The sequence below is a fragment of the Thalassotalea sp. HSM 43 genome, from assembly GCF_004752005.1.
Lineage (GTDB): Bacteria > Pseudomonadota > Gammaproteobacteria > Enterobacterales > Alteromonadaceae > Thalassotalea_A.
The window spans coordinates 3369415-3395387 of record NZ_CP038493.1; the positions used below are offsets into that span (position 1 = coordinate 3369415).

The 25973-nt window shown below is 43.2% G+C and carries 25 protein-coding genes; 14 read left to right on the top strand and 11 right to left on the bottom strand.

All coding sequences use genetic code 11. From position 1 onward, the window contains the following. The first annotated feature begins 13 nt into the window (after window positions 1-13). Window positions 14-856 (top strand): 3-deoxy-8-phosphooctulonate synthase, encoded by an 843-nt coding sequence (kdsA, locus tag E2K93_RS14735; RefSeq protein ID WP_135439829.1) that lies wholly within the window; start codon window positions 14-16, stop codon window positions 854-856. A gap of 84 nt (window positions 857-940) precedes the next feature. Here kdsA and E2K93_RS14740 read toward each other — a convergent pair whose 3' ends face one another. From E2K93_RS14740 to E2K93_RS14750, 3 genes are all read right to left on the bottom strand, one after another. Continuing rightward, window positions 941-1198 (bottom strand): hypothetical protein, encoded by a 258-nt coding sequence (locus tag E2K93_RS14740; protein ID WP_135439830.1) that lies wholly within the window; start codon window positions 1196-1198, stop codon window positions 941-943. A gap of 18 nt (window positions 1199-1216) precedes the next feature. Continuing rightward, window positions 1217-1672 carry a methylglyoxal synthase gene (locus E2K93_RS14745; protein ID WP_135439831.1) on the bottom strand — a complete coding sequence of 152 codons (456 nt, stop codon included), beginning with the start codon at window positions 1670-1672 and terminating at the stop codon, window positions 1217-1219. A 77-nt stretch (window positions 1673-1749) separates the two neighbouring features. Beyond that, window positions 1750-2544, bottom strand: a complete 795-nt coding sequence (locus tag E2K93_RS14750) for a hypothetical protein (RefSeq protein WP_135439832.1) — start codon at window positions 2542-2544, stop codon at window positions 1750-1752. A 243-nt stretch (window positions 2545-2787) separates the two neighbouring features. On the opposite strand from E2K93_RS14750, the gene E2K93_RS14755 reads away from it, so the two are divergent. Together E2K93_RS14755 and E2K93_RS14760 are read left to right on the top strand one after the other, a co-directional pair. Continuing rightward, window positions 2788-3969, top strand: a complete 1182-nt coding sequence (locus E2K93_RS14755; RefSeq protein WP_135439833.1) for an exonuclease SbcCD subunit D — start codon at window positions 2788-2790, stop codon at window positions 3967-3969. After that, the gene (locus E2K93_RS14760; RefSeq protein WP_135439834.1) at window positions 3969-7040 is read left to right on the top strand and encodes an AAA family ATPase; all 3072 of its coding nucleotides are present in this window, start codon (window positions 3969-3971) and stop codon (window positions 7038-7040) included. The genes E2K93_RS14755 and E2K93_RS14760 overlap by 1 nt, the downstream gene beginning before the upstream one ends. A 72-nt stretch (window positions 7041-7112) precedes the next feature. On the opposite strand, the gene dsbB is transcribed toward E2K93_RS14760, so the two are convergent. Then, on the bottom strand, window positions 7113-7634 hold the full coding sequence (gene dsbB / locus E2K93_RS14765; protein ID WP_135439835.1) for a disulfide bond formation protein DsbB: 522 nt from the start codon (window positions 7632-7634) through the stop codon (window positions 7113-7115). Window positions 7635-7785: 151 nt separating this feature from the next. Then, a complete protein-coding gene (nhaB, locus tag E2K93_RS14770; RefSeq protein WP_135439836.1) occupies window positions 7786-9372 on the bottom strand; it encodes a sodium/proton antiporter NhaB in 1587 nt (528 codons plus the stop codon). A gap of 308 nt (window positions 9373-9680) precedes the next feature. Between nhaB and fadR the strand changes: the two genes are divergently transcribed. From fadR to E2K93_RS14790, 4 genes are all read left to right on the top strand, one after another. Further along, window positions 9681-10391, top strand: a complete 711-nt coding sequence (gene fadR / locus E2K93_RS14775) for a fatty acid metabolism transcriptional regulator FadR (RefSeq protein WP_135439837.1) — start codon at window positions 9681-9683, stop codon at window positions 10389-10391. Between the two features lie 157 nt (window positions 10392-10548). Continuing rightward, window positions 10549-10881, top strand: a complete 333-nt coding sequence (locus tag E2K93_RS14780) for a Grx4 family monothiol glutaredoxin (protein WP_135439838.1) — start codon at window positions 10549-10551, stop codon at window positions 10879-10881. Window positions 10882-11012: 131 nt separating this feature from the next. Next, the gene (locus E2K93_RS14785) at window positions 11013-11618 is read left to right on the top strand and encodes a peroxiredoxin (RefSeq protein WP_135439839.1); all 606 of its coding nucleotides are present in this window, start codon (window positions 11013-11015) and stop codon (window positions 11616-11618) included. 164 nt (window positions 11619-11782) lie between these two features. After that, a complete protein-coding gene (locus tag E2K93_RS14790) occupies window positions 11783-12172 on the top strand; it encodes a hypothetical protein (protein WP_135439840.1) in 390 nt (129 codons plus the stop codon). Between the two features lie 157 nt (window positions 12173-12329). On the opposite strand, the gene rnt is transcribed toward E2K93_RS14790, so the two are convergent. Then, window positions 12330-13019 carry a ribonuclease T gene (rnt, locus tag E2K93_RS14795; RefSeq protein WP_135439841.1) on the bottom strand — a complete coding sequence of 230 codons (690 nt, stop codon included), beginning with the start codon at window positions 13017-13019 and terminating at the stop codon, window positions 12330-12332. 217 nt (window positions 13020-13236) lie between these two features. Between rnt and E2K93_RS14800 the strand changes: the two genes are divergently transcribed. Beyond that, on the top strand, window positions 13237-15087 hold the full coding sequence (locus tag E2K93_RS14800) for a M1 family metallopeptidase (RefSeq protein ID WP_135439842.1): 1851 nt from the start codon (window positions 13237-13239) through the stop codon (window positions 15085-15087). A gap of 274 nt (window positions 15088-15361) precedes the next feature. Further along, a complete protein-coding gene (locus E2K93_RS14805) occupies window positions 15362-15898 on the top strand; it encodes a redoxin domain-containing protein (protein ID WP_228445335.1) in 537 nt (178 codons plus the stop codon). Window positions 15899-15975: 77 nt separating this feature from the next. Here the strand turns inward: E2K93_RS14805 and E2K93_RS14810 are convergent, their stop codons facing one another. After that, window positions 15976-16365 carry a hypothetical protein gene (locus E2K93_RS14810; RefSeq protein ID WP_135439844.1) on the bottom strand — a complete coding sequence of 130 codons (390 nt, stop codon included), beginning with the start codon at window positions 16363-16365 and terminating at the stop codon, window positions 15976-15978. A gap of 154 nt (window positions 16366-16519) precedes the next feature. On the opposite strand from E2K93_RS14810, the gene E2K93_RS14815 reads away from it, so the two are divergent. Beyond that, the gene (locus tag E2K93_RS14815; RefSeq protein ID WP_135439845.1) at window positions 16520-17407 is read left to right on the top strand and encodes an ATP-grasp domain-containing protein; all 888 of its coding nucleotides are present in this window, start codon (window positions 16520-16522) and stop codon (window positions 17405-17407) included. Between the two features lie 127 nt (window positions 17408-17534). On the opposite strand, the gene cmoB is transcribed toward E2K93_RS14815, so the two are convergent. Both cmoB and cmoA read right to left on the bottom strand, forming a co-directional pair. Then, a complete protein-coding gene (gene cmoB, locus E2K93_RS14820) occupies window positions 17535-18503 on the bottom strand; it encodes a tRNA 5-methoxyuridine(34)/uridine 5-oxyacetic acid(34) synthase CmoB (protein ID WP_135439846.1) in 969 nt (322 codons plus the stop codon). Further along, the gene (gene cmoA, locus E2K93_RS14825) at window positions 18503-19237 is read right to left on the bottom strand and encodes a carboxy-S-adenosyl-L-methionine synthase CmoA (RefSeq protein WP_135439847.1); all 735 of its coding nucleotides are present in this window, start codon (window positions 19235-19237) and stop codon (window positions 18503-18505) included. The genes cmoB and cmoA overlap by 1 nt, the downstream gene beginning before the upstream one ends. A 416-nt stretch (window positions 19238-19653) precedes the next feature. On the opposite strand from cmoA, the gene aspS reads away from it, so the two are divergent. From aspS to ruvB, 4 genes are all read left to right on the top strand, one after another. After that, window positions 19654-21426 (top strand): aspartate--tRNA ligase, encoded by a 1773-nt coding sequence (gene aspS / locus E2K93_RS14830; RefSeq protein WP_135439848.1) that lies wholly within the window; start codon window positions 19654-19656, stop codon window positions 21424-21426. 174 nt (window positions 21427-21600) lie between these two features. Continuing rightward, the gene (ruvC, locus tag E2K93_RS14835) at window positions 21601-22128 is read left to right on the top strand and encodes a crossover junction endodeoxyribonuclease RuvC (protein WP_135439849.1); all 528 of its coding nucleotides are present in this window, start codon (window positions 21601-21603) and stop codon (window positions 22126-22128) included. Window positions 22129-22242: 114 nt separating this feature from the next. Further along, window positions 22243-22869 (top strand): Holliday junction branch migration protein RuvA, encoded by a 627-nt coding sequence (gene ruvA / locus E2K93_RS14840; RefSeq protein WP_135439850.1) that lies wholly within the window; start codon window positions 22243-22245, stop codon window positions 22867-22869. 11 nt (window positions 22870-22880) lie between these two features. Then, window positions 22881-23888: a Holliday junction branch migration DNA helicase RuvB gene (ruvB, locus tag E2K93_RS14845; protein WP_135439851.1), complete on the top strand. Its 1008-nt coding sequence runs from the start codon at window positions 22881-22883 to the stop codon at window positions 23886-23888. 76 nt (window positions 23889-23964) lie between these two features. On the opposite strand, the gene E2K93_RS14850 is transcribed toward ruvB, so the two are convergent. Beyond that, window positions 23965-24555 carry a nucleotidyltransferase family protein gene (locus tag E2K93_RS14850; protein WP_135439852.1) on the bottom strand — a complete coding sequence of 197 codons (591 nt, stop codon included), beginning with the start codon at window positions 24553-24555 and terminating at the stop codon, window positions 23965-23967. Beyond that, window positions 24552-25541: an XdhC family protein gene (locus E2K93_RS14855; protein ID WP_135439853.1), complete on the bottom strand. Its 990-nt coding sequence runs from the start codon at window positions 25539-25541 to the stop codon at window positions 24552-24554. Before E2K93_RS14855 ends, E2K93_RS14850 begins: the two co-directional genes overlap by 4 nt. Between the last annotated feature and the right edge of the window lie 432 nt (window positions 25542-25973).

Consider the following 25973-nt stretch of genomic DNA (forward strand, 5'->3'; position numbering starts at 1 on the left):
ATTAAGGATTATCATGGGTTTACAAACTATCGATTTTGCCAATGTCAGTGTTGCTAACGACAAGCCATTTGTCTTGTTTGGCGGCATGAATGTACTTGAATCAAGAGATTTGGCATTAAAGATCACTGAGCATTATGTTGAAGTGACCAACAAACTGGGCATTCCTTATGTGTTTAAGGCATCGTTCGATAAAGCCAACCGCTCGTCGGTACATTCATTCCGTGGTCCAGGTATGGAAGAAGGGTTGAAAATTTTTGAAGAAATCAAATCAACGTTTAACGTACCTATCATTACCGATGTGCATGAAACCCATCAAGCACAACCGGTGGCAGAAGTGGTTGATGTGATTCAATTACCGGCGTTCTTGGCTCGTCAAACCGATTTGGTGGTTGCGATGGCACAAACCGGTGCGGTGATTAACGTTAAAAAACCACAGTTTTTAGCGGCTCATGAAATGCGTCACATCATTAAAAAGTTCAGTGAAGCGGGCAACGAAAATATTATCTTGTGTGAGCGTGGTAGCTGCCATGGTTACAATAACCTTGTTGTTGATATGTTAGCCATGGATGAGATGCGATCTATGGCGCCGGTTATATTTGATGCCACACATGCATTGCAAAAGCCTGGTGGTCGTGAAGATTCAGCAGGTGGTCGACGTGCTCAAGCGGCACAATTGGCACGCTCTGGTATGGCGCTTGGTATTGCTGGCTTGTTTATCGAAGCACACCCTGATCCTGACCAAGCAAAATGTGATGGACCGAGTGCGTTACCATTACATGCATTAGAAGCGTATTTGGCGCAAATGAAAGCCGTTGATGACTTGGTTAAATCATTCCCACCATTAGTTACTGGTTAATGATATTGTCATAACGAAAAAGGAACGCTAAAGCGTTCCTTTTTTTGTTTGTACTGTTTTATGTTTGCGTTTTGGTTGTTGCCTTTACGCCATTAAATTAATCATAGCGATAAAACCTGTCAACATGATCAGCAGGCACACGGTGACGGCTAATGGCAGCAATTTATTACTGCAAACTTGTTGTACCTTGTCAGTACCGTAACGGTTCACCCAATATTTGGCTTTAGGGTTGCAGCTGATGTAGCTCATGAGCTTTTGCTTGTCCCTAAGTGCCAAGGTGTGTTTTAAACAAAAAAGACCTGAGGCGATGAGAATAAATGGAACAAGCAGGGCGGCTAACATAATATTTCCTCTTTTCGTCTACGTACGCGTAGTGAGATAAGCGTCGTAATCGGGAATTTGTTTTTGCATTGGCGCATTAAACAGCTGTGATGTAATCAACATATCTGCGGTTGAGATGTTACAGGCGACAGGAATATTCCATACAGCAGCAAGTCGCAGTAGTGCTTTGACATCAGGGTCGTGTGGCTGTGCTTCGAGTGGATCCCAGAAAAAAATCATCATATCGATTTTTTGCTCGGTAATTAGCGCACCGATCTGCTGATCACCACCAAGAGGACCTGAAATTAGCTTGTTGATATCCAATCCTGCTTGTTGTTCTAATTGCGCGCCCGTTGTACCGGTGGCAAAAAGCCTGTGTTTAATCAATTGTTGTTTGTGTTGTTTACACCAATCAATCAATGCTGCTTTCATATTGTCATGGGCAACCAAGGCAATATTTTTGTTGGCAGCGGTGGTAACCTGTTTATAGTTCATTTGCCTGTCCTATATGTGTCTTACTCTGTTGTAAGCCTTTTTCACGCTCAGGGCAAGTGTTAACTGACTATGAAACATTACCGATGCAGTTTCATACTGGCTAAATCGTTAATCCCATCCTTTGATAACTCTTTGATGGCTTTCTTATAATGGCCACGTAAATGTGATTTTAGGTGGGGAACAACGTGTTTTTTATCTATCCCTTTAGCGACGCAATACAGCGCTAACGTGAATACCGTATCCGCTTCCGGCAAACTGGCTTGTCGATTCGCCATTTTGTTATAGCAACTGCCACAGCCACCTTTAAATTGATACGCAGTATTAGCAAAAATAACACCAAAGCCCATTACACTTGCAACAACATCGACCGCTTGGGGGGCGAGTTTTTCTGAACCTGGGATCGGCGACTTTCGATACTGGATTAAAGCCGCTGACAACTGTTGCACCATAGTGGCAACTAGGTCTTGTGGTTGATTTATTTGTTGTGGGTTAAAGCTCAGCGGGATACGCATAGCGGAGCCTTGCTGGTAATCATTATGACTGACTTGAATATCATTACCGCGCAATGCGTCTGTAAAACCAAGTTGTGGCATGATGTTCGGTAATTGCGCGTATTGCTCTGGTGAGTAGAGGCTGATTGGCCAATCCTGCATACCGGCATAATCTAGGGTATTTCGAAACACCAATTGCGTCATTTCTTCAACGCTACTGACTTTACCGGGATAGAAAGTGTTTGTTGGTAGAATCAGCTGACTTTGTTCTTTGAAATAGGATTCGCCAAAGTTTTCGACGGCCCAAATAAAGGTATCGATTAGCCACTGTTTAGAGTCTGCATCGAGAAGAGGAGATGGTTTAAATAATGATGCTAGCATAGCGAGTTGAATCAGTATTAAAAAAGGCAATGTAGCATGTAACTATCTCGTCAACAAGGGCATCAACGAGCACCATAGCAAGCAGGGCATTAGGCACAGCGTTAGCACTAAAATACCCGCCAGCATCAATCAACAGCAAAACTTGGCATTGGCCGATTTTTTCCTCGATTAATTATGTGCACTCATCTTTATCTCTGGCATAATCTTGTTATCAATATTGTCGTTTAAATGAAAAGACACAGGATGCGCTTTCTTCATACCTCTGACTGGCACATTGGCCGGTTGTTTCAAAACCAATCTCTTCTTGATGATCAACAATACGTGTTGGCACAAATAAAGCGCTATTTAGTCGAATATCAGGTCGATGCGTTAATTATCGCTGGCGATGTCTTCGATCGTTCTGTGCCGCCAGCCGAAGCGGTGCAAATCCTTGATGACTTTATTAATGAAATTCAGCAGCTTAACGTGACCACTATAATGATCAGCGGTAATCATGATAGCGCCAAACGTCTTCGTTTTGGTGCTAAGCAAATGCAGCACGCTGGCGTGCATATTCTTGCCGACTTAGCGGACATCGAACAACCTGTGATCGTCGAAAAAGCCGGTCAGAAAGTGGCTTTTTATGGCGTGCCATATCATGATCCCAGTGAAGTGAGATTGACTTTTAAAGACGATGATAACGCACAAACAATTCGCAGTTACGATCAGGCTCACAGTTATTGCGCGCAACAAATATTAGCTCATAAAAATTTGCACCATAGTGATATGGCAGCGGTTTTAATTTCACATTGTTTTCTTGATGGCGCCAGTGAGTCTGATTCAGAACGACCATTATCGATAGGTGGTGCAGACAGAGTGAGCTGGCAGCCTTTAGAGCCATTTGATTATGTTGCCCTTGGTCATTTACACGGACCACAATATAAGGGTAAGCCGCATATTCGCTACTCCGGCTCGTTATTAAAGTATTCATTTTCCGAATACAAACAACAAAAAGCGGTCACCTTGGTTGAATTAGAATCAGGCAAAGACATCGCCTTGACCTCACTACCATTAACCGCGAAACGCGACGTTAAAGTGCTCGAAGGCACCTTGCAACAATTAATAGAACAAGGCCAGAATCATATAACAGAGCATGGTAAAGCGAGCGATGATTATTATCTTGCCAAACTAACCGATACTGAAATCATGCTTGATCCGATGGGGCAATTACGCTCTGTTTACCCAAATATTTTGCAACTCGAACGGGTTAATTTCGCTCAAAGTGAGCAGCAACATCAGCCAATTGCCTTTGACAATCAAAAATCCGAAGCCGATGTGTTCGCTGAATTTTATCAACAAGTGATGGGCATGGATTTAAGTCAACCGCAACGTGACTTGTTACACAGCTGTATTGATCAAGCGAAACAACACCAGGAGGGCGAATAATGAAACTGATTAATTTAACCATCAGCGCATTCGGCCCTTTTGCAAAAACGCAGACAGTTGATTTTACCAGCCTAGGTGATAATCCGCTGTTTTTAATCGATGGTCCAACTGGCGCGGGTAAGTCTTCGGTGTTACATGCTATATGTTACGCCTTATATGGCGAAACGACCGACGAAGCGCGCAAAGAGCAGGGCATTCGCAGCGATCATGCCAGCGATGATACCTTAACCTCGGTCGGTCTAGAATTTGCCATTAAAGACAAGCGCTATCGAATAACCCGCACACCTTCGCAAATGCGAGCGGGTAAACGCGGCGATAAATTGGTCAAACACAACGCCACCGCAGAATTATTGCAGTTGCTTGACGATGGCACAGAACAGCTGCTCGTCGCCAAAAAGAAAAAGGATGCCGACGAATACATTTTGCAAATTGTCGGATTAAGCGTGGATCAGTTTCGCCAGGTCATGGTATTACCACAGGGCAAATTTCGCGAATTGTTACTGGCCAACTCAAGCGACCGTCAAGCGATTTTATCGACGCTATTTGCCACTGACATTTATCAAAAAATTGAAACACAAATTAAAGAGCGTGCCCTGCAAATTGAACGCCAATACAGTCAATTTAAAAGTAAGATTGATGAAACCTTGAGCGAAGTGTTGGTCGACAGTAATGAACAACTGCAGGAAAAAATTGTACAGCAACAACAATTGTGCGAGCAGCAACAGCAAGCCAAACATATTGAAGACGCTAATCGTCAATTATGCTTAGGCCAATATAAAGATGGCGAAAGCCTAAGTAAGCAGTTTCAGTTGCATGCCATAGCGACAGAAAAACTCACCGCAATCGAAAGCCAACGTGAGGCTATGCAGGCTTTAGCGCAGAAAATTGAACTGGCGTTAACCGCACAAAAAATTAAGCCGCAATTACAAGCGTTAGACCAGCTAAAGGCTGACGTTCAACAAATTGAAACGCAGAAAAAGGTGTGGCTAAACGAGCAACTTGAGCTTAACAAACAACATCAACATGCCACACAGCAATGGCAATCGGCCAAACAACAACTGCAACAGCGGGATGAGATATTACATCGTATTGCGGGGTTAAAGTCCTTGCTACCAGTGCAGCAAAGCTTTGCCCAAACTCAGCAGTATTATCAAGACCACGATAAGGCATTGCAAGACGCACAATTATTACTGCAAAGCAAACAACAAGAGCATAAATCCATTGCTGAGCGCAGTGAAAAAGGCCGTCTGTTAATTGAACAAAGCCAACAACAACTGGGCCAGCAAAACGAGTTAATGCTTGAATTGAAAAATTTACAGCAGCAAGCAATATTATTGGACGAACGAGATCAGCTCAATCAAAAGCTGATACGCACTCAAAACGATTTAACGCAAGCGCAACAGGCTTACCAGCAACAATATCGACTATGGCAACAAGCTGAGCAGCATTATCATCAACAAGCGAGTCATTATCATGCCAATCAAGCGGCAGTATTGGCCGCTCAACTTGAGATAAACCAGCCATGTCCAGTGTGCGGTTCCGCTGTGCATCCTGCGCCATGTCAGGCAAGTGGCGATAACAGCGTTGATCAAGCAACGTTGGAGCAAGCACAAACAGCTTGGCAACAGCAGCAACAACGATTAGCAAAATCGGATACCAATCAACAGCAGCAACAGTTACTAAGTCAACAACTCGAACAACGTATTGCACAAATTAATCAACAGCTTAAAGAGCAATTTGCTGATAGATTCTCCGCCGATAGGGTTGAGGTAAGGCAGCATGTTAGTCGGCTGGAGCTGCGTATTCAGGAGTTGACGACGGTTGCCGATAACATCAAAAAATGGCAAATAAACCAGCAAAAAATGAGTGAATCATTAGCGCCGCTTGCCCAGAATATTGAACAATTAAACCAACAATTGCCTACGCTGGTTGCTGCCAAAGCCAGTGCCCAACAAGCACTGCAACAAGCCAGTGAGACGCTTGCTGAAAAATACCGTACAGCGGGCGTATTAGAGGCCGAAATAGCCGAATTGACAGCACAAATAGCTCAGTTAGAACAAACTCATGACGAGACTGAAAAAGCGGTGCAGGCACTGTTGCAACAAGTCACCGCAATCAATGCACATATTGATCAGGGCAAGCAGAATATAGCGACGGTATCCGCACGTCTTAATACACAACAGCAAGTGTGGTTAGCGGCGCTAGAGCAACATGGTTTTGCTAATGAGCAGGCGTTTAAAGTGGTCGAACTCGATGAACAGCAGGTTGCTGCCTTGCAGCAACAACTTACCCAGCACAAAGAGCAACGCCAGCAAATAAAAGGCCAAATTAGTGCTCTGGCGCAACAGCTTGAGGACAAGCAACAACCCAATCTAGACGCATTGCAACAAAAGCTCGACCTTGCCCAGCAGAACTTAATTGCCGCAGAACAGCTGCTTTCACAAACCACAATGCAGCATAACCGTTTACGTGATGCGCAACGTAAAATCAGCGCCATTGAAGATCAACAAAGTGACAATAAACGTCAATATGAGGTGATAGGAAATCTGGCTTTGGCGGCGTCTGGTCGTGGCAACGTAAGGGTGTCATTAGAACGCTTCGTTCTCGCCGACTTACTCGACAGTGTGTTAGCCATTGCCTCGAAACGATTGCACCTGATGAGTCGTGGCCAATATCAATTAATACGTCAAGACGAAAGTGCGCAGAAGCGCAATGTCACAGCGGGCTTAGATTTGGCGGTATTTGATAGTTACAGTAGCAAAGCAAGGCCGGTTGCAACCTTATCTGGTGGCGAATCGTTTATGGCGTCTTTGGCGCTGGCGTTGGCGCTAAGTGACGTGGTTCAGCAGCGCTCAGGAGGAATCGTGCTCGATACCTTGTTTATCGACGAAGGTTTTGGCAGCTTAGATCAAGACTCACTGCAGTTGGCCATTCAAACCTTAGTTGATTTACAGGCAACGGGTCGCACTATCGGCATCATATCCCATGTCAGTGAGCTAAAAGAACAAATGGCTAAGCGAATCGATGTTAAGAGTCAGCGTGATGGCAGTGCTATTAGCATGACGGTGTAACCCATAAGCCGTTACGTCCGCCAGTGATAAAAAAAAGGGGCCACTAGGCCCCTTTGTCGTAATATATGACCATTATTTTTTAAATAATTGGGACACTCTGCTGATAAAGAAAATCGCAAACAATACGGTGTAAACACCATAGACAACGACCATCCATTGCGGCATCGAGTAGCCGAGGAATTGCCAGCTTATTTCACCACAGTCACCAGTGGCTTCGAATAATGATGGTATCCATTCGTGCAGTGGCATCCAGCTTGGGAAATTAGGCACCAGATCACAGGTGTAAAACAGCGAGCCTGCATTGGCTTGAATTTCAACGTGCTCAACCGCCAGAGCTAAACCCCAAATGGCACCAACCGCCCAGATAGCAAAGCCGATTAATCGTAGCAAGGTATATTTGTTGCCAACGGCACCAATGACACCGGCCACCATGATCGCCAAAATGGCAACGCGTTGATAAATACACATGATGCATGGTTCTAGCTTCATGCCGTATTGAAAGTAAAGAGCGCTAAGCTCGAGTCCAAGCGCCGATAACGCTAATAGCCACCAAGAAAGCGGGTTGAGAACAAAGTCGTTTAATTTTTTAAGCATTAACTTCCTGCCTGTTAAGTATTTTTATATAACGATTATGTTAGAAAATTATCTCAGCAAACAATACGGTGATTGCTGATCTTAATCAACAATTTAACGGCATTTTAGCCATAAAAAAAGCGCCAATTAGGCGCTTTTCTGTAAGTAATGATTAATGGCCTGAGTCGCCACTGCCATCTACGATAGAATGATGCTCAATAATGCCCATCTCATAAAACAGGTCGGTATATTCAACCAACATCCCTGATTGAATGGTAATCAAACCAACTATCGTTAAGACAATGGTATACGGTAAAGCCATGTAAACCATTCGGCCATATGACAAGCGAATCAGCGGCGCTAAGGCAGAGGTTAACAAGAATAAGAATGCCGCTTGACCGTTTGGTGTTGCAACCGATGGCAAGTTGGTACCTGTATTAATGGCAACCGCTAACATATCAAATTGGTCTCGAGTAATCTGGCCTTCAATTAAGGCATTCTTCACTTCGGTAATATAAACCGTACCAACAAAGACGTTATCACTGACCATCGACAAGAAGCCATTGGCGAGATAGAACATAACCAACTGCATATCGCCTTCAAAGGTTAGCACCCAAGCAATCACAGGCGTAAACAATTGCTGGTCAATAATAACCGCAACCACCGCAAAAAATACCGCTAATAGCGCGGTAAACGGTAGCGCCTCTTCAAAAGCGTGGCCGATTTGATGCTCTTCTATGACACCAGTAAATGCCGTGGCAAGAATAATGACCGTTAGACCAATCAGACCAACGGACGCCAAATGCAGCGCCAAAGCGATAACCAACCAAAGCGCAATAACACCTTGGGCAACCAATTTCATATTGTCCGCTCGGGTACGTGATGCCGTTTCATCTTCATCAAAATCTACCAGAATCTTGCGTACATTGTCTGGCAAATGAACACCGTATGAGAACCATTTAAACTTCTCAAGCAAAACACAGGTGAGCAAACCGGCAATCAATACAGGGATGGTCACAGGCGACATACGAATCGCAAATTCGATAAATTCCCAGCCCGACTGCTCAGCAATAATCAAGTTTTGTGGCTCACCAACCTTGGTCATTACCCCACCTAACGCTGTACCAACACCCGCATGCATTAATAGGTTTCTTAGGTAGGCGCGAAATTGTTCTAGATCTTGACGAGAATAATCCGGCAATTCGTCATCGCTGGTTGAATCGTGATTATGGGAATGGTGCTTGCCTGAGGCGACTTTGTGATAGACCGAGTAAAAGCCTACGGCAACACTGATGATAACTGCGATAACGGTTAATGCGTCCAAGAAAGCCGACAAAAATGCACTGGCGAAACAGAACATAAATGACACCACAATCTTAGAGCGAATTTTGGTTATGATTTTAGTAAACATCACCAGCAGCAAGTTTTTCATGAAATAAATGCCGGCAACCATAAAGATCAGTAGCAACAGTACTTCAAGATTCACTTCAATTTCATGCAACACCTGACTGCTCGTCGTCATGCCAATTGCAACAGCCTGAATAGCTAACAAACCACCAGGTTGCAACGGATAACATTTTAGAGCCATGGCCAAGGTAAAGATAAACTCAAGGACCAATGCCCAACCTGCTATATAAGGTGAGATAAAGAAAAACAGGATAGGGTTGAGGATTAAAAAACCGACAATCGTCAGCTTATACCATTGTGGTGCTTGCCCCAGAAAGTTCTTAAACAGAGCTTGTGAGTAGGATTGTTGCATGCCGCAGCCTCTAGTTACTCGGTACTAAATAAGTTTTGTACGAAATTTAATCACCAATTACAGTGTTTTACAGACATTTGTACAAATATAGGTGGTATTTTTTTAAAGCGCCCGTATTTTAAAGTACTGATAGCATTCGGTAAACTGCTAATTAGCTTTTATTAACGAAATTTAACGAGATTTAACGAGTATTTTACCTTGACAGAGTCTGGTACAATCAGTTTATATAAGCACTAACATATCAACAGTTTTTTGGGTCCAAGCAACATCCGTTGTTATTAAAGTTGGACCTAGCGATGGAATAATAAATGATTATAAAAGCTCAAAGTCCAGCAGGGTTTGCAGAACAATATATTGTTGAATCTATCTGGAACGGTGGCTTCCCACCTGGATCTATATTGCCTGCCGAGAGAGAGTTATCTGAGCTGATCGGCGTTACTCGTACCACCTTGCGTGAAGTCCTACAGCGACTCGCTCGCGATGGTTGGTTAACGATTCAGCATGGTAAACCAACTAAAGTAAATAATTTTTGGGAAACATGTGGTCTAAATATCCTTGGCCGATTAGCCGAGCTAGACCAAGAAGGTATTCCTGATCTGGTTGAAAACTTATTGTCGGCTCGTACCAATATCAGTGCGATCTATATTCGTGGCGCGATAAAAAACAACCCTGATAAAGTGATTGAGTTGTTAGAAAATGCCATTGATGCATCCGATGACGGCGAAACATTCGCTGAAAAAGATTACCAATTGCACCATGACTTAGCGCTGGCATCGAATAATCCAATCTATGTTTTGGTTCTTAATGGTTTTAAAAATCTATATTCGCGCTTGGGTGGTATTTATTTTGCCAACCAAAATGCACGACAAATCAGTATTGATTTTTATAAGCGTTTGATTGAACTCGCTAAGCAAGGTGAATTTACCGAATCAGTGTATGCGGTTCGTGAACACGGATTAATGCAAATTCCAGTTTGGAATGAAATTAAAGATCAGGTATTAACTGAGCTTGCCCAATAAGCAGTTATTCAACTCTTATAGATAAAAGTGATCTAAAAAATAACGACAATCGTTGAAAAGCGGTTGTCGTTTTACCTTAAACCCTAGTAAACTAGTCAGACTTTTAATTGGTGCGCTTTCCTTGTGCCTGGCGCAGGCAAGATTGTTAGAGGAATCTATGGAAACTATCGAAAAAATCAAACAGCAAATTGCTGAAAATCCTATTTTAATTTTTATGAAAGGTTCACCTAAGCTACCGAGTTGTGGTTTTTCATCGCAAGCCTCTCAGGCATTGATGTCATGTGGTGAGAAATTTGCTTACGTTGATATTCTTCAAAACCCAGATATTCGCGCAGAACTGCCAAAATATGCAAACTGGCCAACTTTCCCACAGTTATGGGTAGATGGTGAGCTTGTAGGTGGTTGTGACATTATTTTAGAAATGTTTCAACAAGGTGAACTACAGCCTTTGATCAAAGAAACAGCAGAAAAATATAAAGACGCAGAATAATTCAATAAAGAGCTTGTAATTGCGATAATCATCGCCATATTTAATTACAGGTTTATTGCGCAATATATTGTTGCGCCAAATAATAATTTTATTTAGCTAAATCATTAGCGTTAACGAAAATGGAGAAAACCATGAGTGTATTAGTAGGTCGTTCAGCACCTGACTTTACTGCTGCAGCTGTACTAGGAAGCGGTGAAATTGTTGATAACTTTAACTTAAGCGAAGCCATCAAAGGCAAAAAAGCAGTTATCTTTTTCTATCCACTAGACTTCACCTTTGTATGTCCTTCTGAGTTGATCGCATTCGATCACCGTATGGATGATTTCAAGAGCCGTGGCGTTGAAGTAATCGGTGTTTCTATCGATTCTCAATTCTCTCACAATGCATGGCGTAACACGCCAGTAAACGAAGGTGGTATTGGTCCAGTTCAATACACTCTAGTTGCTGACGTTAAACACGAAATCTGTCAAGCATACGATGTTGAGCACCCAGAAGCTGGTGTTGCTTTCCGTGGTTCTTTCCTAATCGATGAAGAAGGTAATGTTCGCCACCAAGTGGTTAACGATCTTCCATTAGGTCGTAACGTTGACGAGATGTTGCGTATGATTGATGCACTTTCTTTCCACCAAGAGCACGGCGAAGTATGTCCAGCGGGTTGGAACAAAGGTGACAAAGGTATGACGGCCTCTCCAGAAGGTGTTGCATCTTACCTTTCTGACAATGCTGACGAATTATAAGCATTAATTTAAACATTTTTGCAAAAGCTGCTTTTTTAAGCAGCTTTTTTTTTGTAGACTAGAATAAGGAAGTAGGGAGTAATAACCTTCCTGCGCGTTTATTTACCTGACATTAGTTTCAATGTCGTAAGGGGTAAAATAATAACGGATCATGGAATGACAATATGAGACTAAGTAAACCTATCTATGAAAAGCTACCGCTGATTTATTTCGGAGCCAGCGTTGCGCTTTTTTTTCGCTTCGATGATATCATCGCCCATATCTCGGCTTTATTGTTATATGTCGCTTCAGCAATGGTGTCGGTTATGCGTTCAGACTATCGACGTCAAACCCGTATAAGTAAAACTGTGCCTGGCTTGCGTTTGCCACAATTCGTCTACGAGTATTATCCTTGGGCTTTTATTGCGGTATCGATTGTCTTGGTAAAATATAAGGCCGACGCCATTGGTATTGGCATCGCTTTACCATTGGCATTGTTTGCATTAAAAATTATGTATGTACGACGTCAATCTAGACGGATAAACTTGATGCGTTACGGCGCGAAAAGCTCTTAACCAAATACGGTTAATCACATATATAGAAGTGTATACCTATGCTTTGTTGTGGCCAATTTGTGCCCAGTTAGGCCCAGTTAGGCCCAGTTAGGCATAGGTGCATGATACGTACGGGTTTGGTTGCGTATGAGTTATTACATTGGTGAAACAGCTAATGCTAACTCGCGTCAGAACCGTCTTCAGGTTTCGTCTCTTGCTCTTGCTCTTGTTCTGCTTCTTCTGCAATCGGCCAACCACCAAGTTGTTGCCATTTATTGACGATAAAACAAAATAGCTCAGCGGTTTTCTCGGTATCGTATAACGCGCTATGTGCCTCTTTGTTATCAAAGCCCAAGCCGGCACTTTCACATGCTTTGGCTAATACGGTTTGGCCTAGCGCCAAACCTGATAAACTGGCTGTATCAAAGCTAACAAATGGGTGGAACGGACTGCGCTTGATATTACAACGTTCCGTTGCGGCATTGACAAAGCCCAGATCAAAAGCAGCATTATGAGCGACCATAATCGCGCGCTTGCAACCATAGCCTTTCATTTCTTTGCGAATACGTTTAAAGATGGTTTTTAATACTTCCGCTTCATCGATGGCAGCGCGTAACGCACAGTGCGGGTCGATACCTGTAAATTCAAGCGCCGCTGGCTCTAAGTTGGCACCTTCAAATGGCTTAACATTAAAACATAGGGTTTCTTTTATCGACATCAAACCGGTAACTTCATCCATGTGCAAGATACTGGCGGCGATCTCAAGCAAAGCATCGGTTTTGGCATTAAAGCCTGCGGTTTCAACGTCGATTACGACTGGGTAATAGCCGCGAAAACGGCGGGCAAAAAGTGATTTTTCAGAATCCATAACAGCGAATGCAGTGCAAGCCTTGATTTAATTGAAGTATTTTTACTTAGGATGCAAAATTATCGCAAATCTCCCGCAAAAATTCATCTGTTGTTTTCATTTCCAGCAAGGTTTTTACCACTATTATCAATTTATCTAGGCATTATCATGATTGGCCTTGCAAACAGTGGCTTGCCAAGTAGACTATCAGCGGTGATATAAATTATAACGATGGATAATTATGATAAAGCTTTTCAATTCTTTGCTTTGTAGCATGTTGCTGCTGTCTTTTGCCTCAGTTGCCGAAGTTAAAGACAATTTAACCTATGCCAATTACGATCAAGTTAATGTAACTCACGCCTATCTTGACCTTGAAATAGATTTTCAACAAAAAGCGGTCAAAGGGTTTACTGATCTGACATTAAATTGGTTGCAGGATGAACCGACCTTAGTGGTGCTTGATACCCGTGACCTTATTATCGACCGTGCGATGGCACAAGATGAGCAGGGCAAGTGGCATAACGTCGCACACCAATTAGCATCTCGAGATGACGTTATGGGCTCAAAATTAACCATAGACCCTAAGTTTCAAGCGAAAACGGTTAGAATTTACTATCAATCAACCGAAAAAGCATCGGGCCTGCAGTGGTTAGGTAAAGAACAAACCCAAGGTAAAAAATACCCGTTTATGTTCAGCCAGAACCAAGCAATACATGCGCGAAGCTGGATCCCGATTCAAGATACCCCGGCGGTGCGTATGACCTATACGGCTCGCATTAAAACCGATCCGGCGTTACTCGCGGTAATGAGTGCCAATAATGAACCAAATGCCACAAAAGATGGCGATTATTTCTTTTCTATGCCACAAGCCATACCGGCCTATTTAATTGCTATCGGTGTGGGTGACCTACAGTTTAAAGCGATGAGTGAACAAACCGGCGTTTATGCGGAGTCGTATATCCTTGAACGCGCGGTTGCTGAATTCAACGATACCCAAGATATGATTGACGTATCTGAAGCCATGTATGGCGAATATCGCTGGGGACGTTATGACTTGTTGATATTGCCACCGAGCTTTCCTTTTGGCGGCATGGAAAACCCGAGACTTTCATTTATTACGCCAACTGTAGTCGCCGGCGACAAATCATTAGTTAACTTGATTGCCCATGAACTCGCGCATTCGTGGTCTGGCAACTTAGTCACCAACGAAAGCTGGCGTGACCTTTGGTTGAACGAAGGTTTCACTTCTTATGTTGAAAACCGCATTATGGAGCGCGTATTTGGCAACGACAGAGCCATTATGGAGCAAGTGTTAGGTGTTGCAGACTTGCAGACTGACCTAGCCGATTTGCCAGCCAGCGATTCGATACTGTACCTCGATTTACAAGGTCGAGACCCAGATGCGGCGTTCAGTGATGTGCCTTATGTTAAAGGCCAATTATTTCTAATGTTTTTAGAGCAGCGATTTGGTCGCGAAAAATTTGACCCATTCGTGTTGGATTATTTTAATCACTTTGCGTTTAAATCAATCGGCACCAAAGAGTTTATCAGCTATTTAAATACGCATTTAATCCACAAATACCCGGGTATTGTTGCCGATAAAGAAGTGAATGAGTGGATTTTTGGAACCGGATTACCCGCTGATGCACCACAACCACAATCCGATGTGTTTGTAAAAGTCGAACAGCAAAAGCGTCAATGGCAGGCGGGCGAGTTAACACTAAGTCAGTTACCAACCGCCAATTGGACCGTGCATGAATGGCTTTATTTCATTAATGGTTTGGATCGTGATTTAAATGAAGAGAAGATGGCAGAATTAGACAAAGCGTTTAATTTAACCAAGAGTCAAAACGCCGAAATTGCACATGCATGGTATTTATTGGCGTTGCACTCTGGCTATGATGTGATTATGCCTGAACTAGAGCAGTATTTAATTGCCATTGGTCGCCGTAAGCTGATTGTGCCTTTGTATAAAAAGCTTGCTGAATCAGAGCAAGGTCATGTGTTTGCCAAACGTGTATTTGCCATCGCTCGCCCAGGCTATCATCCATTAGCGCAAGGTACTGTTGACGATATCCTCAGCAAATAAAATGTATTTACCTTAATTAAAGCCCAAGTGCGTTGCTGACTTGGGCTTTTTTTTATGAAGTTTCTCGGTTGGCATAGTTTTTACTACACTTTGACGAGAGCTTTAAAATGAATACCGCAATAAATAATGTCACCAAGGCGTCACTGTACAGTGGATTAACTACACTGATGAACAAGTTCTTGAGTCTAGTAAGCCTAGACTTTGATTCATTTTAAACTCGATAAACCATTACTGTGATGTGAATAGAGCGACTTTGAATATGACGGATACGACTATGAGCCTTAAATTAAGCGCAGGTAATCACTTTCCAGCAATAGATGTTGTGCTAGAGAGTGGTGATACGGTACGACTGGGTCAATCGAGACAGGCTAACGCTGATTGGCAATTGGTGTTGGTTTATCGCGGTCGGCACTGCCCATTATGCACAAAATATTTGAATAATCTGCAAAACTACCAACAAGCATTGCTTGATGTTGGCGTAGATATTATTGCGGTATCGGCGGACAGTTTAGAACAACTGCAGCAACACAAAACGCAGTTGTCTGTCAATTTCCCTTTTGCTTATGGTTTGAGTATCGCCCAAATGCAAACTCTAGGTTTGTATTTATCTGACCCACGCTCACCACAAGAAACCGATCATGTATTTGCTGAGCCTGGCTTGTTTGTGGTCAATGAACAAGGCAATTTGCACGTGGTTGATATCTCAAATAACCCATTTGTACGTCCTGAATTAGAGGCACTGGTTAATGGTATTGGTTGGATACGCAACCCAGACAATAACTACCCGATACGTGGTATGCATGCACCTTAAGGCGGGCAATACCTAACCCCTTACAAGCAAAAAAGCCTGCAATTGCAGGCTTTTTATTTGTCTAAAAGATGCAGACTTTATTGCTTAGCAACCATGATCACATCGACTTCATGATGACTTTGTTGTTCGTCAACAATAACTCGTACGTCATTGCCTAAGTGATCAAAATGCAACTCTAGGCGACCGTACTGGATTCTATCTGAACTTGGCGCGCCAAATTGCTCACTGTAAAACTGTCGAACTTGGTCAAAGTCTGACTTGGTAAAATAGGTCACCATCGCTGGCAATTCATCATTGAATTGAGAAAAAATATGAGCATCATTTAATACCGGAATATTTATGGTGGACTCACTGCCGACTTGCTCGCTATCAGATGATGTAGCAAGTGGTTGAGATTGCTCGGCAATCGCAGTGTTGATACCGAAACACAGTAAACTTAGCGCGGTCAATGTTGTTATTTTTTTCATGAACAGGTCCTGCTGTTATTATCTTTTGTTAATTTACGTGGTTTCGGTTGTTGCGGTCAACTAAAACAGGTTAAACTCTGCCAACAATTTTACCTACCGTATTATTTTACGGTGATAAAAACCACTTTTAATTCAATTTGTAAGGGGATGTCTGTTGAAACATTGCGCTATTTTAACCATGGATTGCCTAGATGATTTTGAGGCATACGATCATTTATTCGATCAGCCATTGCTAGAACTTGGCTGGCAAACCCATATGGTGTCATGGCGCCAGAGCAACGTTGATTGGAACCAATACGACGTTGTGCTAATTCGCACCCCGTGGGATTATCAAGATGATGCGCCATTGTTCATGCAAGTACTTACTGATATTGAACAATCCCGTGCCGTGCTTGAGAACTCAATCAACATTGTCGAATGGAACATCAATAAAAAGTACCTGCGAGAGCTAGAGCAGTATTCGGTAAACATCGTCCCGACTATCTGGGAAGAGCAATACAATGAAGCCCTGGTTGGTGAATACTTTGCGCGCTTTGATACCCAACAAATTGTCATCAAGCCTTGTGTCAGTGCCAATGCCGACAACACCTTTTGGCTAACCACGCAAAACTGGCAAGAGTATAAACAAGATTTAGCTAACGCATTTGCGTCACGTGATTTTATGGTGCAGCCGTTTGTTGAAAGCGTCATCAATGAAGGTGAATATTCGTGTTTTTACTTTGATGGTCAATACAGCCACAGTATTTTAAAGACACCAAAAGAAAATGATTTTCGCGTTCAAGAAGAGCACGGTGGTCGACTTAAATTGGTTGATGCTGAACCTGTATTACGTGAGCAAGCAGAGCATGCCATGGCAAAACTTGCCCAGATTGATGAAATGCCAATGTACGCTCGTGTTGATTTTGTGCGAATCGGCGATAAATTTGCCATGATGGAAGCAGAGTTAATTGAGCCGTCTTTGTATTTCAATATGGATGAAAATTCAGCTCCATTATTTGCCACGTTGTTTGCTGAGCGAATGGCGAGAAAGCACAATCTATAAGTCACTCAGATTGACGACAAGTGATAAAAAAAAGGACGCTATGAGCGTCCTTTTTTGTTGTTCATGTTTGCCTAATAGCTAATAGCTAATACCTAACGCCTAACGCGGGTATCTGCCACAGATAACCTTAGGTGTTGGCCACTATGATGGCACGTAATGGTGCAGGGTGTCCTTCAATGGTTTTGTTGGCATCATTTGGATCAAGAAAGTCTTGCAATGATTCGGTATCTATCCAGTCGGTTTTGCGTTGCTCTTCAAATGCGGTTTGATCGATACTGACCACGCGCACATTCTTAAAGCCTAAGCGCTGCATCCAGAACACTAAGGCATCACAACTTGGTAAAAACCACACGTTACGCATTTTTGCGTAGCGATCGCCCGGCACTAACACGGTATTTTTATCGCCCTCAATGACTAAGGTTTCCAACACTAACTCACCACCTTTTACCAGTTGTGCTTTAAGTTGTTGCAAGAAATCAATCGGTGATTTGCGGTGATACAAAACCCCCATAGCAAACACTGTATCAAAGGCTTTTAGCTCAGGCAGATGCTCAACGCCCAGTGGTAATAAATTTACCGCAGGGTCTTGAATAAAGTGCTGCATCGATAAAAATTGCATCATAAATAATTGCGTCGGATCGATGCCAACCACAAACTTTGCCCCTGCGCCGCGCATGCGCCACAAGTGGTAACCGCTGCCACAGCCTATATCTAATACGTAGCGGTTACTAAGATCACTGATATGAGGTTGCAAACGATCCCACTTAAAATCGCTACGCCATTCGGTATCTATGTGAATACCATGGACGTGATAGGGTCCCTTGCGCCAAGGTTTGAAATTCTTCAGTAACGCCTCTATGCGTTTTTGTTGGCCTAAAGGAATGTCATCTGCAGCGCCAATAGTCACACCGTCTTTAACGTCAATCATTGATGGTGTTGTTTGTGGCAGTGCCTCTAAAGTTTTCTGCCACTGCTTGAATTCGCCGTGCAGTTCTTGTTTTTGCCAGTGCGCTAATTGCTCAGGTAATTGCGTAAGCCAATGCGCCAGACGGTTACCGGCGATTTGCTGATAGAATTGGTTAAATACGTTATTCATTATTTTATGGCGATAAGTGAGAAAAAGTTAAAGCATTGAAACCAGCTTGTGGCATGACTAAAGCCGGCTTGGCGTAAACGCTGATAATGGGTTTCTAGAACATCTGGTCGCATGACGTTTTCAATGGCCGCACGTTTTTGGGCGATTTCTAGGTCACTGTAACCATTCGCTCGTTTAAAATCATGATGCAAATCATTGAGCAACTCTCGGCAGGTTTCATCGCCATCATATATTTTTTCCGACAGGATCAATATACCGCCAGGCAATAATGACTCCGCGATTTTATCCATCAATTGTTGTCGTTTATCTTGTTCAATAAACTGTAGGGTGAAATTGAGTACCACGACCGAGGCATTCTCCATTGGGAACTCTAATATATCACCTTCATGAACCTCGCATGGGGTTGCTGCTTTAAAAGCATTAACGTGCATTTGACAGCGCTGCACCATATCTTTGGAGCTATCGATGGCGATAATTTTACAGTTGTTGGCATCTATGTTTTGACGCATCACCAAACTTGCGGCACCAAGTGAACAGCCTAAATCGTATATGTTACTGTTGCTCTGTGCATAGCGCTTACTCAGCTGGCCTATGGTTTCTATGATGTTGGAGTAGCCAGGAACAGATCGTTTGATCATATCCGGGAATACTTCAACGACCTGTGCATCGAAACGGAAATCGCCTACCTTTGCTTGCGGCTTTGAATAAATTATATCGGTCTGTTTATCTGTCATTAACTGTTTGTTGAATCTTTAATTGATTGGCTGCGCTATACACTTTGCATGAAACCACACGGATGATATCGCAATCTTTTATTGAGTCTAGGCAAATTATACCAGATAAACAAAAGCTTAAACGAGTATTAACGACGTCTTTTTGTTCGTTTTATCAGCTTTGCGAGCCAAAAAGCCTGAATTTTTATGTTTGTGGCTGAACAGCAAGCAAGTTGTGTCGATTTATTCTCGTAAAATATCGAGCCAATAGGTGACATTGCACCGCTATTCGCTATAATATCCGCCTTTGATTTTTGTCTTGTTCCTTATGGCGTTATACGCGAGGAGCTGAGCTAGAGAAAAGGCTTAGCGCAGCAGTGTCATAATAACACTGCAAAGGATCAGACCAGTAATAGACATGAGCAGGATAAATTATAATGCGTAGCGTATTTTGTGGTGAGGTAAATGAGTCTCACATCGGTGAAGAAGTTACATTATGTGGTTGGGTTAATCGTCGTCGTGATTTGGGCGCGGTAATCTTTCTTGATATGCGAGACCGTGAAGGTATTGTACAAGTAGTTTTCGATCCGGATTTGCCAGAAGTTTTGGAAGTGGCGAACACGTTACGTAATGAATTTTGCGTACAAGTTAAAGGTAAAGTTCGCGCTCGTCCTGAGTCGCAAGTAAACAAAGATATGGCAACAGGTGCGATTGAGGTATTAGGTTTAGAGCTTAATATCCTGAACAAAGCAGCGCCATTGCCAATCGACTTTAACCAAGAAAACAGCGAAGAGAATCGTTTAAAGTATCGTTACTTAGATCTTCGCCGCCCAGAAATGACTGAGCGTTTACGTTTTCGTGCCCAAGTTACATCAGCCGTGCGTCGTTCATTGGAAAGCCAAGGTTTCATGGATATTGAAACACCAATCCTAACCGCGGCAACACCTGAAGGTGCGCGTGATTATCTTGTACCAAGCCGTACGCACAAGGGTAACTTCTTTGCCTTGCCGCAATCGCCACAGTTGTTTAAGCAATTGCTTATGATGTCTGGTCAAGAGCGTTATTACCAAATCGTAAAATGTTTCCGTGATGAAGATTTGCGTGCTGACCGTCAGCCTGAATTTACCCAAATCGATATCGAAACATCATTCATGACCGCCGACCAAGTTATGCAAGTAACTGAAACCATGATCAGCGAATTGTTCAAAGACTTATTAAATGTTGATCTGGGCACATTCCCGCACATGAGTTACCAAGAAGCGATGACCCGTTATGGTTCAGATAAGCCTGATTTGCGTAACCCATTAGAGATGATTGATGTTGCGGATATTTTGAAAGACGTAGAATTTAAAGTATTTAATGGCCCTGCAAATGATCCTAAAGGCCGCGTGGCGGTAATTTGTGTGCCAGGTGCGGCAGCGACGTTCTCTCGTAAAAACATTGATGAATACGGCAAGTTTGTCGGTATTTATGGTGCCAAAGGTTTGGCATGGATGAAGGTTAATGACATCGATGCTGGCATGGACGGCATCCAGTCGCCAATCTTAAAGTTCTTGCCAGAAACCGCAGTAGCGGCGTTACTTGAACGTACCAATGCAAAATCTGGTGACATCATTTTCTTTGGTGCCGATGACTACACCGTCGTAACCGAGGCGCTTGGCGCATTGCGTTTGAAGCTTGGTGAAGACCTTGGCATCGTTAGCGATGAATGGAAGCCACTATGGGTCGTTGATTTCCCAATGTTTGAAGAGGCCGATGGTCACTTGCATGCATTGCACCACCCATTTACTGCACCAACCAAATTAACCGCACAAGAGCTAGAAGCAAATCCAATTGGCGCGCTATCTAATGCGTACGACATGGTTCTTAACGGTGTCGAGTTAGGTGGTGGTTCAGTACGTATCCATAGCCAAGAAATGCAAGCTGCGGTATTTAGAATTTTGGGCATCTCTGATGAAGAAGCGCAAGAGAAGTTTGGTTTCTTATTAGAAGCATTACGCTACGGTACGCCACCACATGCCGGTTTGGCATTCGGTCTGGATCGTTTGGTTATGCTAATGACGGGTGCGACATCAATTCGCGACGTTATGGCGTTCCCTAAAACAACAACCGCGGCGTGTCCATTGACTAACGCACCAGGTCAAGCAAACCCAGAGCAGTTGAAAGAACTGGGTATCGCATCTGTTGTTGAGCCTAAAGAAGAGCAGTAATCTTTAGTCACTAAAGCGAGTTAATAAGCCTCGAGCATTCGAGGCTTTTTTATGTTCGAGCATAAGTCGCGGTCAACCGCAGCACATAATGCTGCGATACATTGGTTGGCATCACACCTATTTGCGTTTATGCTAACTCTAACCGTCGTCATTCATCGGTAAAATAATATCAGTATGAGCATCATTCTTGGCATCGACCCCGGTTCTCGCATCACCGGATACGGTGTGATCTATAAACAGGGCCGTAAGTTTCAATACCTTGGCAGCGGTTGCATCAAAACCTTGTCTGCCGGCGATGATATCGCGTCGCGTTTGCAAGTCATTTTTGCGGGGGTGAGTGAGCTCATTACCCAATTTAAGCCAGATATGTTTGCCATTGAGCAAGTCTTTATGGGCTTGAACCCTGCCGGCGCTTTGAAATTAGGTCAGGCGCGTGGAGCCGCTATCGTTGCGGCAACGAATGCTGAACTTGATGTTGCCGAATACTCCGCAAGACAAATTAAACAAGCCGTTGTTGGCACAGGTGCGGCAAAAAAAGAACAAGTCCAACATATGGTTACCTCGATATTGAAGTTACCGTCGATACCACAAGCGGACGCTGCTGACGCCTTAGCGGTCGCTATCTGTCACGCCCATAGTTATGACTCTTTAATAAAGATGGCCGGTCAGGCAAAGAAAACCGTACGCGGACGTTTGCGATAGTTTTCCAAAACGCAGGTCTGTATTGACTTGCCGAATAGGGAAAATAGTTTACTATATATTTATACAGTGTTACTGTATAACCCATAGCAATAAAGAATAACATCAGGATACAAAGTGATAGGAAGATTGCGCGGCTTGCTTGTTGATAAACAGGCACCGGAAATATTATTGGAATGTGCCGGCGTTGGTTATGAAGTCACCTTACCGATGACCAGCTTTTATCATCTACCTCAGCTCGGTCAAGAAGCGATTATCTATACCCATTTTGCGGTTCGCGAAGACGCGCAGCAATTATATGGTTTTGCCAATCAAACAGAACGTAAGCTATTTCGTTTACTGATTAAGGTCAATGGCGTCGGGCCAAAACTGGCGTTAGCTATCTTATCAAACATGTCGGCAAATCAGTTTGTTCATTGCGTAAATCTTGATGACGTCACTACCATAGTAAAAATTCCTGGGGTAGGTAAGAAAACCGCAGAGCGCCTGCTCATTGAAATGCGCGATAAATTAAAAGACTGGGGACTCGATATTGAAACGCCGGTCACTGATGCCATTAGCTTAGATATGATGGACGGCGAAGTAGCTATTGCGACGGTAACAACAGCGAAAGAAGATGCCATTACCGCACTGGTGTCGCTGGGCTATAAACCGGCACAGGCTGATAAAGCGGTAAAAGCGGTATATCAGCAAGAAATGAGTTCTGAAGAGCTTATTCGTGATGCCTTGAAATCGATGTTATAAGTTAAAGAATTATGATTGAAGCGGATCGTTTAATACAACCTACGTTAAGTAAAGAAGAAGAAACCATCGATAGGGCAATACGCCCGAAAATGCTTGCCGATTACACTGGTCAAGACCATGTAAAAGAGCAGATGGAAATCTTTATTCAAGCAGCAAAAAAGCGCGAAGAGCCGCTTGATCATCTGCTGATCTTTGGGCCTCCAGGCTTAGGTAAAACCACGCTTGCCAATATCGTTGCTAATGAAATGGGCGTTAATATACGTACCACCTCGGGCCCGGTATTAGAAAAGGCCGGTGACTTAGCGGCATTGTTAACCAACCTTGAAGAGAACGATGTTCTTTTTATTGATGAAATTCACCGTTTAAGCCCAATGGTGGAAGAAATTCTTTATCCCGCGATGGAAGATTATCAACTCGACATCATGATTGGTGAAGGTCCGGCAGCACGTTCGATCAAACTTGATTTGCCACCGTTCACATTGATTGGCGCGACAACCCGTGCCGGCGCATTAACGTCGCCATTACGAGACCGTTTTGGTATCGTGCAACGTTTAGAATTTTATAAAGTAAGTGACTTAAAGCACATCATTTCCCGTAGCGCGCATTTCTTAAATGTAGAAATGGATGACGATGGTGCTTTAGAAGTTGCCAAACGCTCTCGCGGCACCCCTCGAATTGCCAACCGATTGTTACGTCGTGTGCGTGATTATGCCGAAGTCAAAGCCGATGGTGTTGCCAATCAAGACGTTTCAGCTAGAGCGTTAAATATGCTTGAGGTTGACTCGGAAGGTTTTGATTTAATGGATCGCAAGTTATTGCTGGCCATTATGGAGAAATTTGATGGTGGACCGGTAGGGCTCGATAATATCGCTGCGGCAATTGGTGAAGAACGAGAAACCATTGAAGACGTTATTGAACCTTTCTTGATTCAACAAGGCTTTTTGCAACGCACCCCAAGAGGTCGTATTGTCACGTCCAAGGCGTATTTGCATTTTGGTCTTGATATGCCGGAACGCTAATTGGTTTTTACGCGTTAGCGCAAAACTTGTTAAGCGTCTCTTTTATTGAGCTTGTTTAGATACTTATTTAGAGACTTTATTTAGACTTTTGAGAGAGTTGCTCAGGGCGATCATAGTCGGTTATGGTGCCCTTATCGTCGACTTCCACAGTGATCAACTGTGCACTATTAGCTTTTATAATATGTGCCGCGCCACTATCTCCACAAAGCTTAATCAACTGCTGAAAATACGGTTTAGAAAACCCCACAGGGTGACCATGTTGTGCCCGATATGTTGGCCGAATGATATGCTCAGGCAACACCGCCTGTTTTAATGAAATAATGCTTTGCCCACGAATGTCTGGCATATCCGCTAGAAACACCCATACCCAAGCAACCGCCGATTGTTGAGTGATGCGCGACATTGCCGCCGCTAGACTGCTACCCAAACCTATATCGACCGCCGGTGCTGCGATTAATTGAATTGCCTTATCGTCTATTAATTCGATAAGTTTTGCATCCTCGTGACGATGCACTAAATAGACAGTGTCAAAATGGCACTTTACTGTTGCCAGTGTTTGCAACAGCAATGGTGGTTCACCAACAAAACGTTTATCTGCACCAAATCGTCTGGAATAACCGGCGGCTAAAATGATCGCAACGTGTTGCTCTGGCAGGTCTGTCATCATAACTCTTGTTTACTTACACCGTGTCGCACACGAATAATATCAGCCATGGTGGCAATGGCGATTTCTACTGGTGTTTTACTGCCGATGTGCAAACCAATTGGCGCATTAAGGCGGCTTAATTGCTGGTCATTAAAACCGCATATACGTTTTAATCGTTCTAAACGTTTCTCTGTGGTGCGCACGGAGCCCATGGCTCCGATATAAAATGCTTTGCTTTCAAATACCGTCATTAATGCGACATCATCTAATCTTGGATCGTGGGCTAAGGCCAATACTGCACTATTGGCTGTCGTGTATTGACTGACAAAGTCATCTGGGGACATCCAGGTAATATCCACACCGCCGCGTTTCTTGTCGAACTGCCAGGTATTGCTGAGTTCTTTGCGCATGTCACACACTTTGACGTTAAAACCACTTAATAACCCGAGGCGAGCGATTTGTTCGCTAACCAAGCCTATACCAATTAACAATAATTGAAATATCTCCTGATAATGCAGCGTAATGTCATCGCCAATTTGTTCAACGTTTTGCAAAGGCTTAGCGTCAGTGTCGATAGCGCACAGTTGCCGCGATTGGGAGTCTAAGCGTACCATTCTTTGATAGGGGCGCTGGGCATGTGCTAAGTCTAACCATTGTTGAAAGTAAGCCCGCTCAATTTGGTTGGCGTCAACGTATTCAATAAGCAATTGGATCCGTCCACCACAAGGCAGTTCAGCATAACTGGCGGCTTGTTGGCCATGTTCGCCGTAAACAAAGGTTTGATTACATTTGTTAAAATAATCGTTATTTAGCATATCAACAAATGCGTCTTCTAGGCAGCCACCAGATATGGAACCAAACCGTTGTACACCGTCAGTGATAAATAGTGAGCCTATAGGGCGGGGGGCTGAACCATAAGTATTAGTAATCGTACACAACCAAAAGCTGTGATTATTGCTTAATAAGGTATTGGCATGTTCTAAAACGGTTATATCGGTAAGTTGCATGAGCATATTAAGTTGAAAGCATTGCTTATAACTTACTGATTAATTGTTTATTTGGCAAAAAAAAAGCCCACTTGAATTCAAGTGGGCACAACAATAAGAGTTGATAGTAGGAAGTTAAATAAATCCAGGAACAATAAATAACAAGAGATGTTTCTGAGATGCGCGCATTCTATAGAGATTTTTTTTCAGCAACAAACAAGATTTTTTTGATTTTCACATAAGAAAATCTAATGTGAAATGGGTGGTGTGAAAAAAATGACTAAATATGCAGTTGTTGCCGTAATGTATGCGTATAAAGCCTGATTGTTAAATATTTATTAACGTTTTAGGTCACCCAAAGTGACCTATTATGGATAACAAAAATTTGCGCTAATTCTTGCCTTCGCATTTTTTCGCCATTTTTTTTGTTGTATTGCTTATAAAATCTGCAAA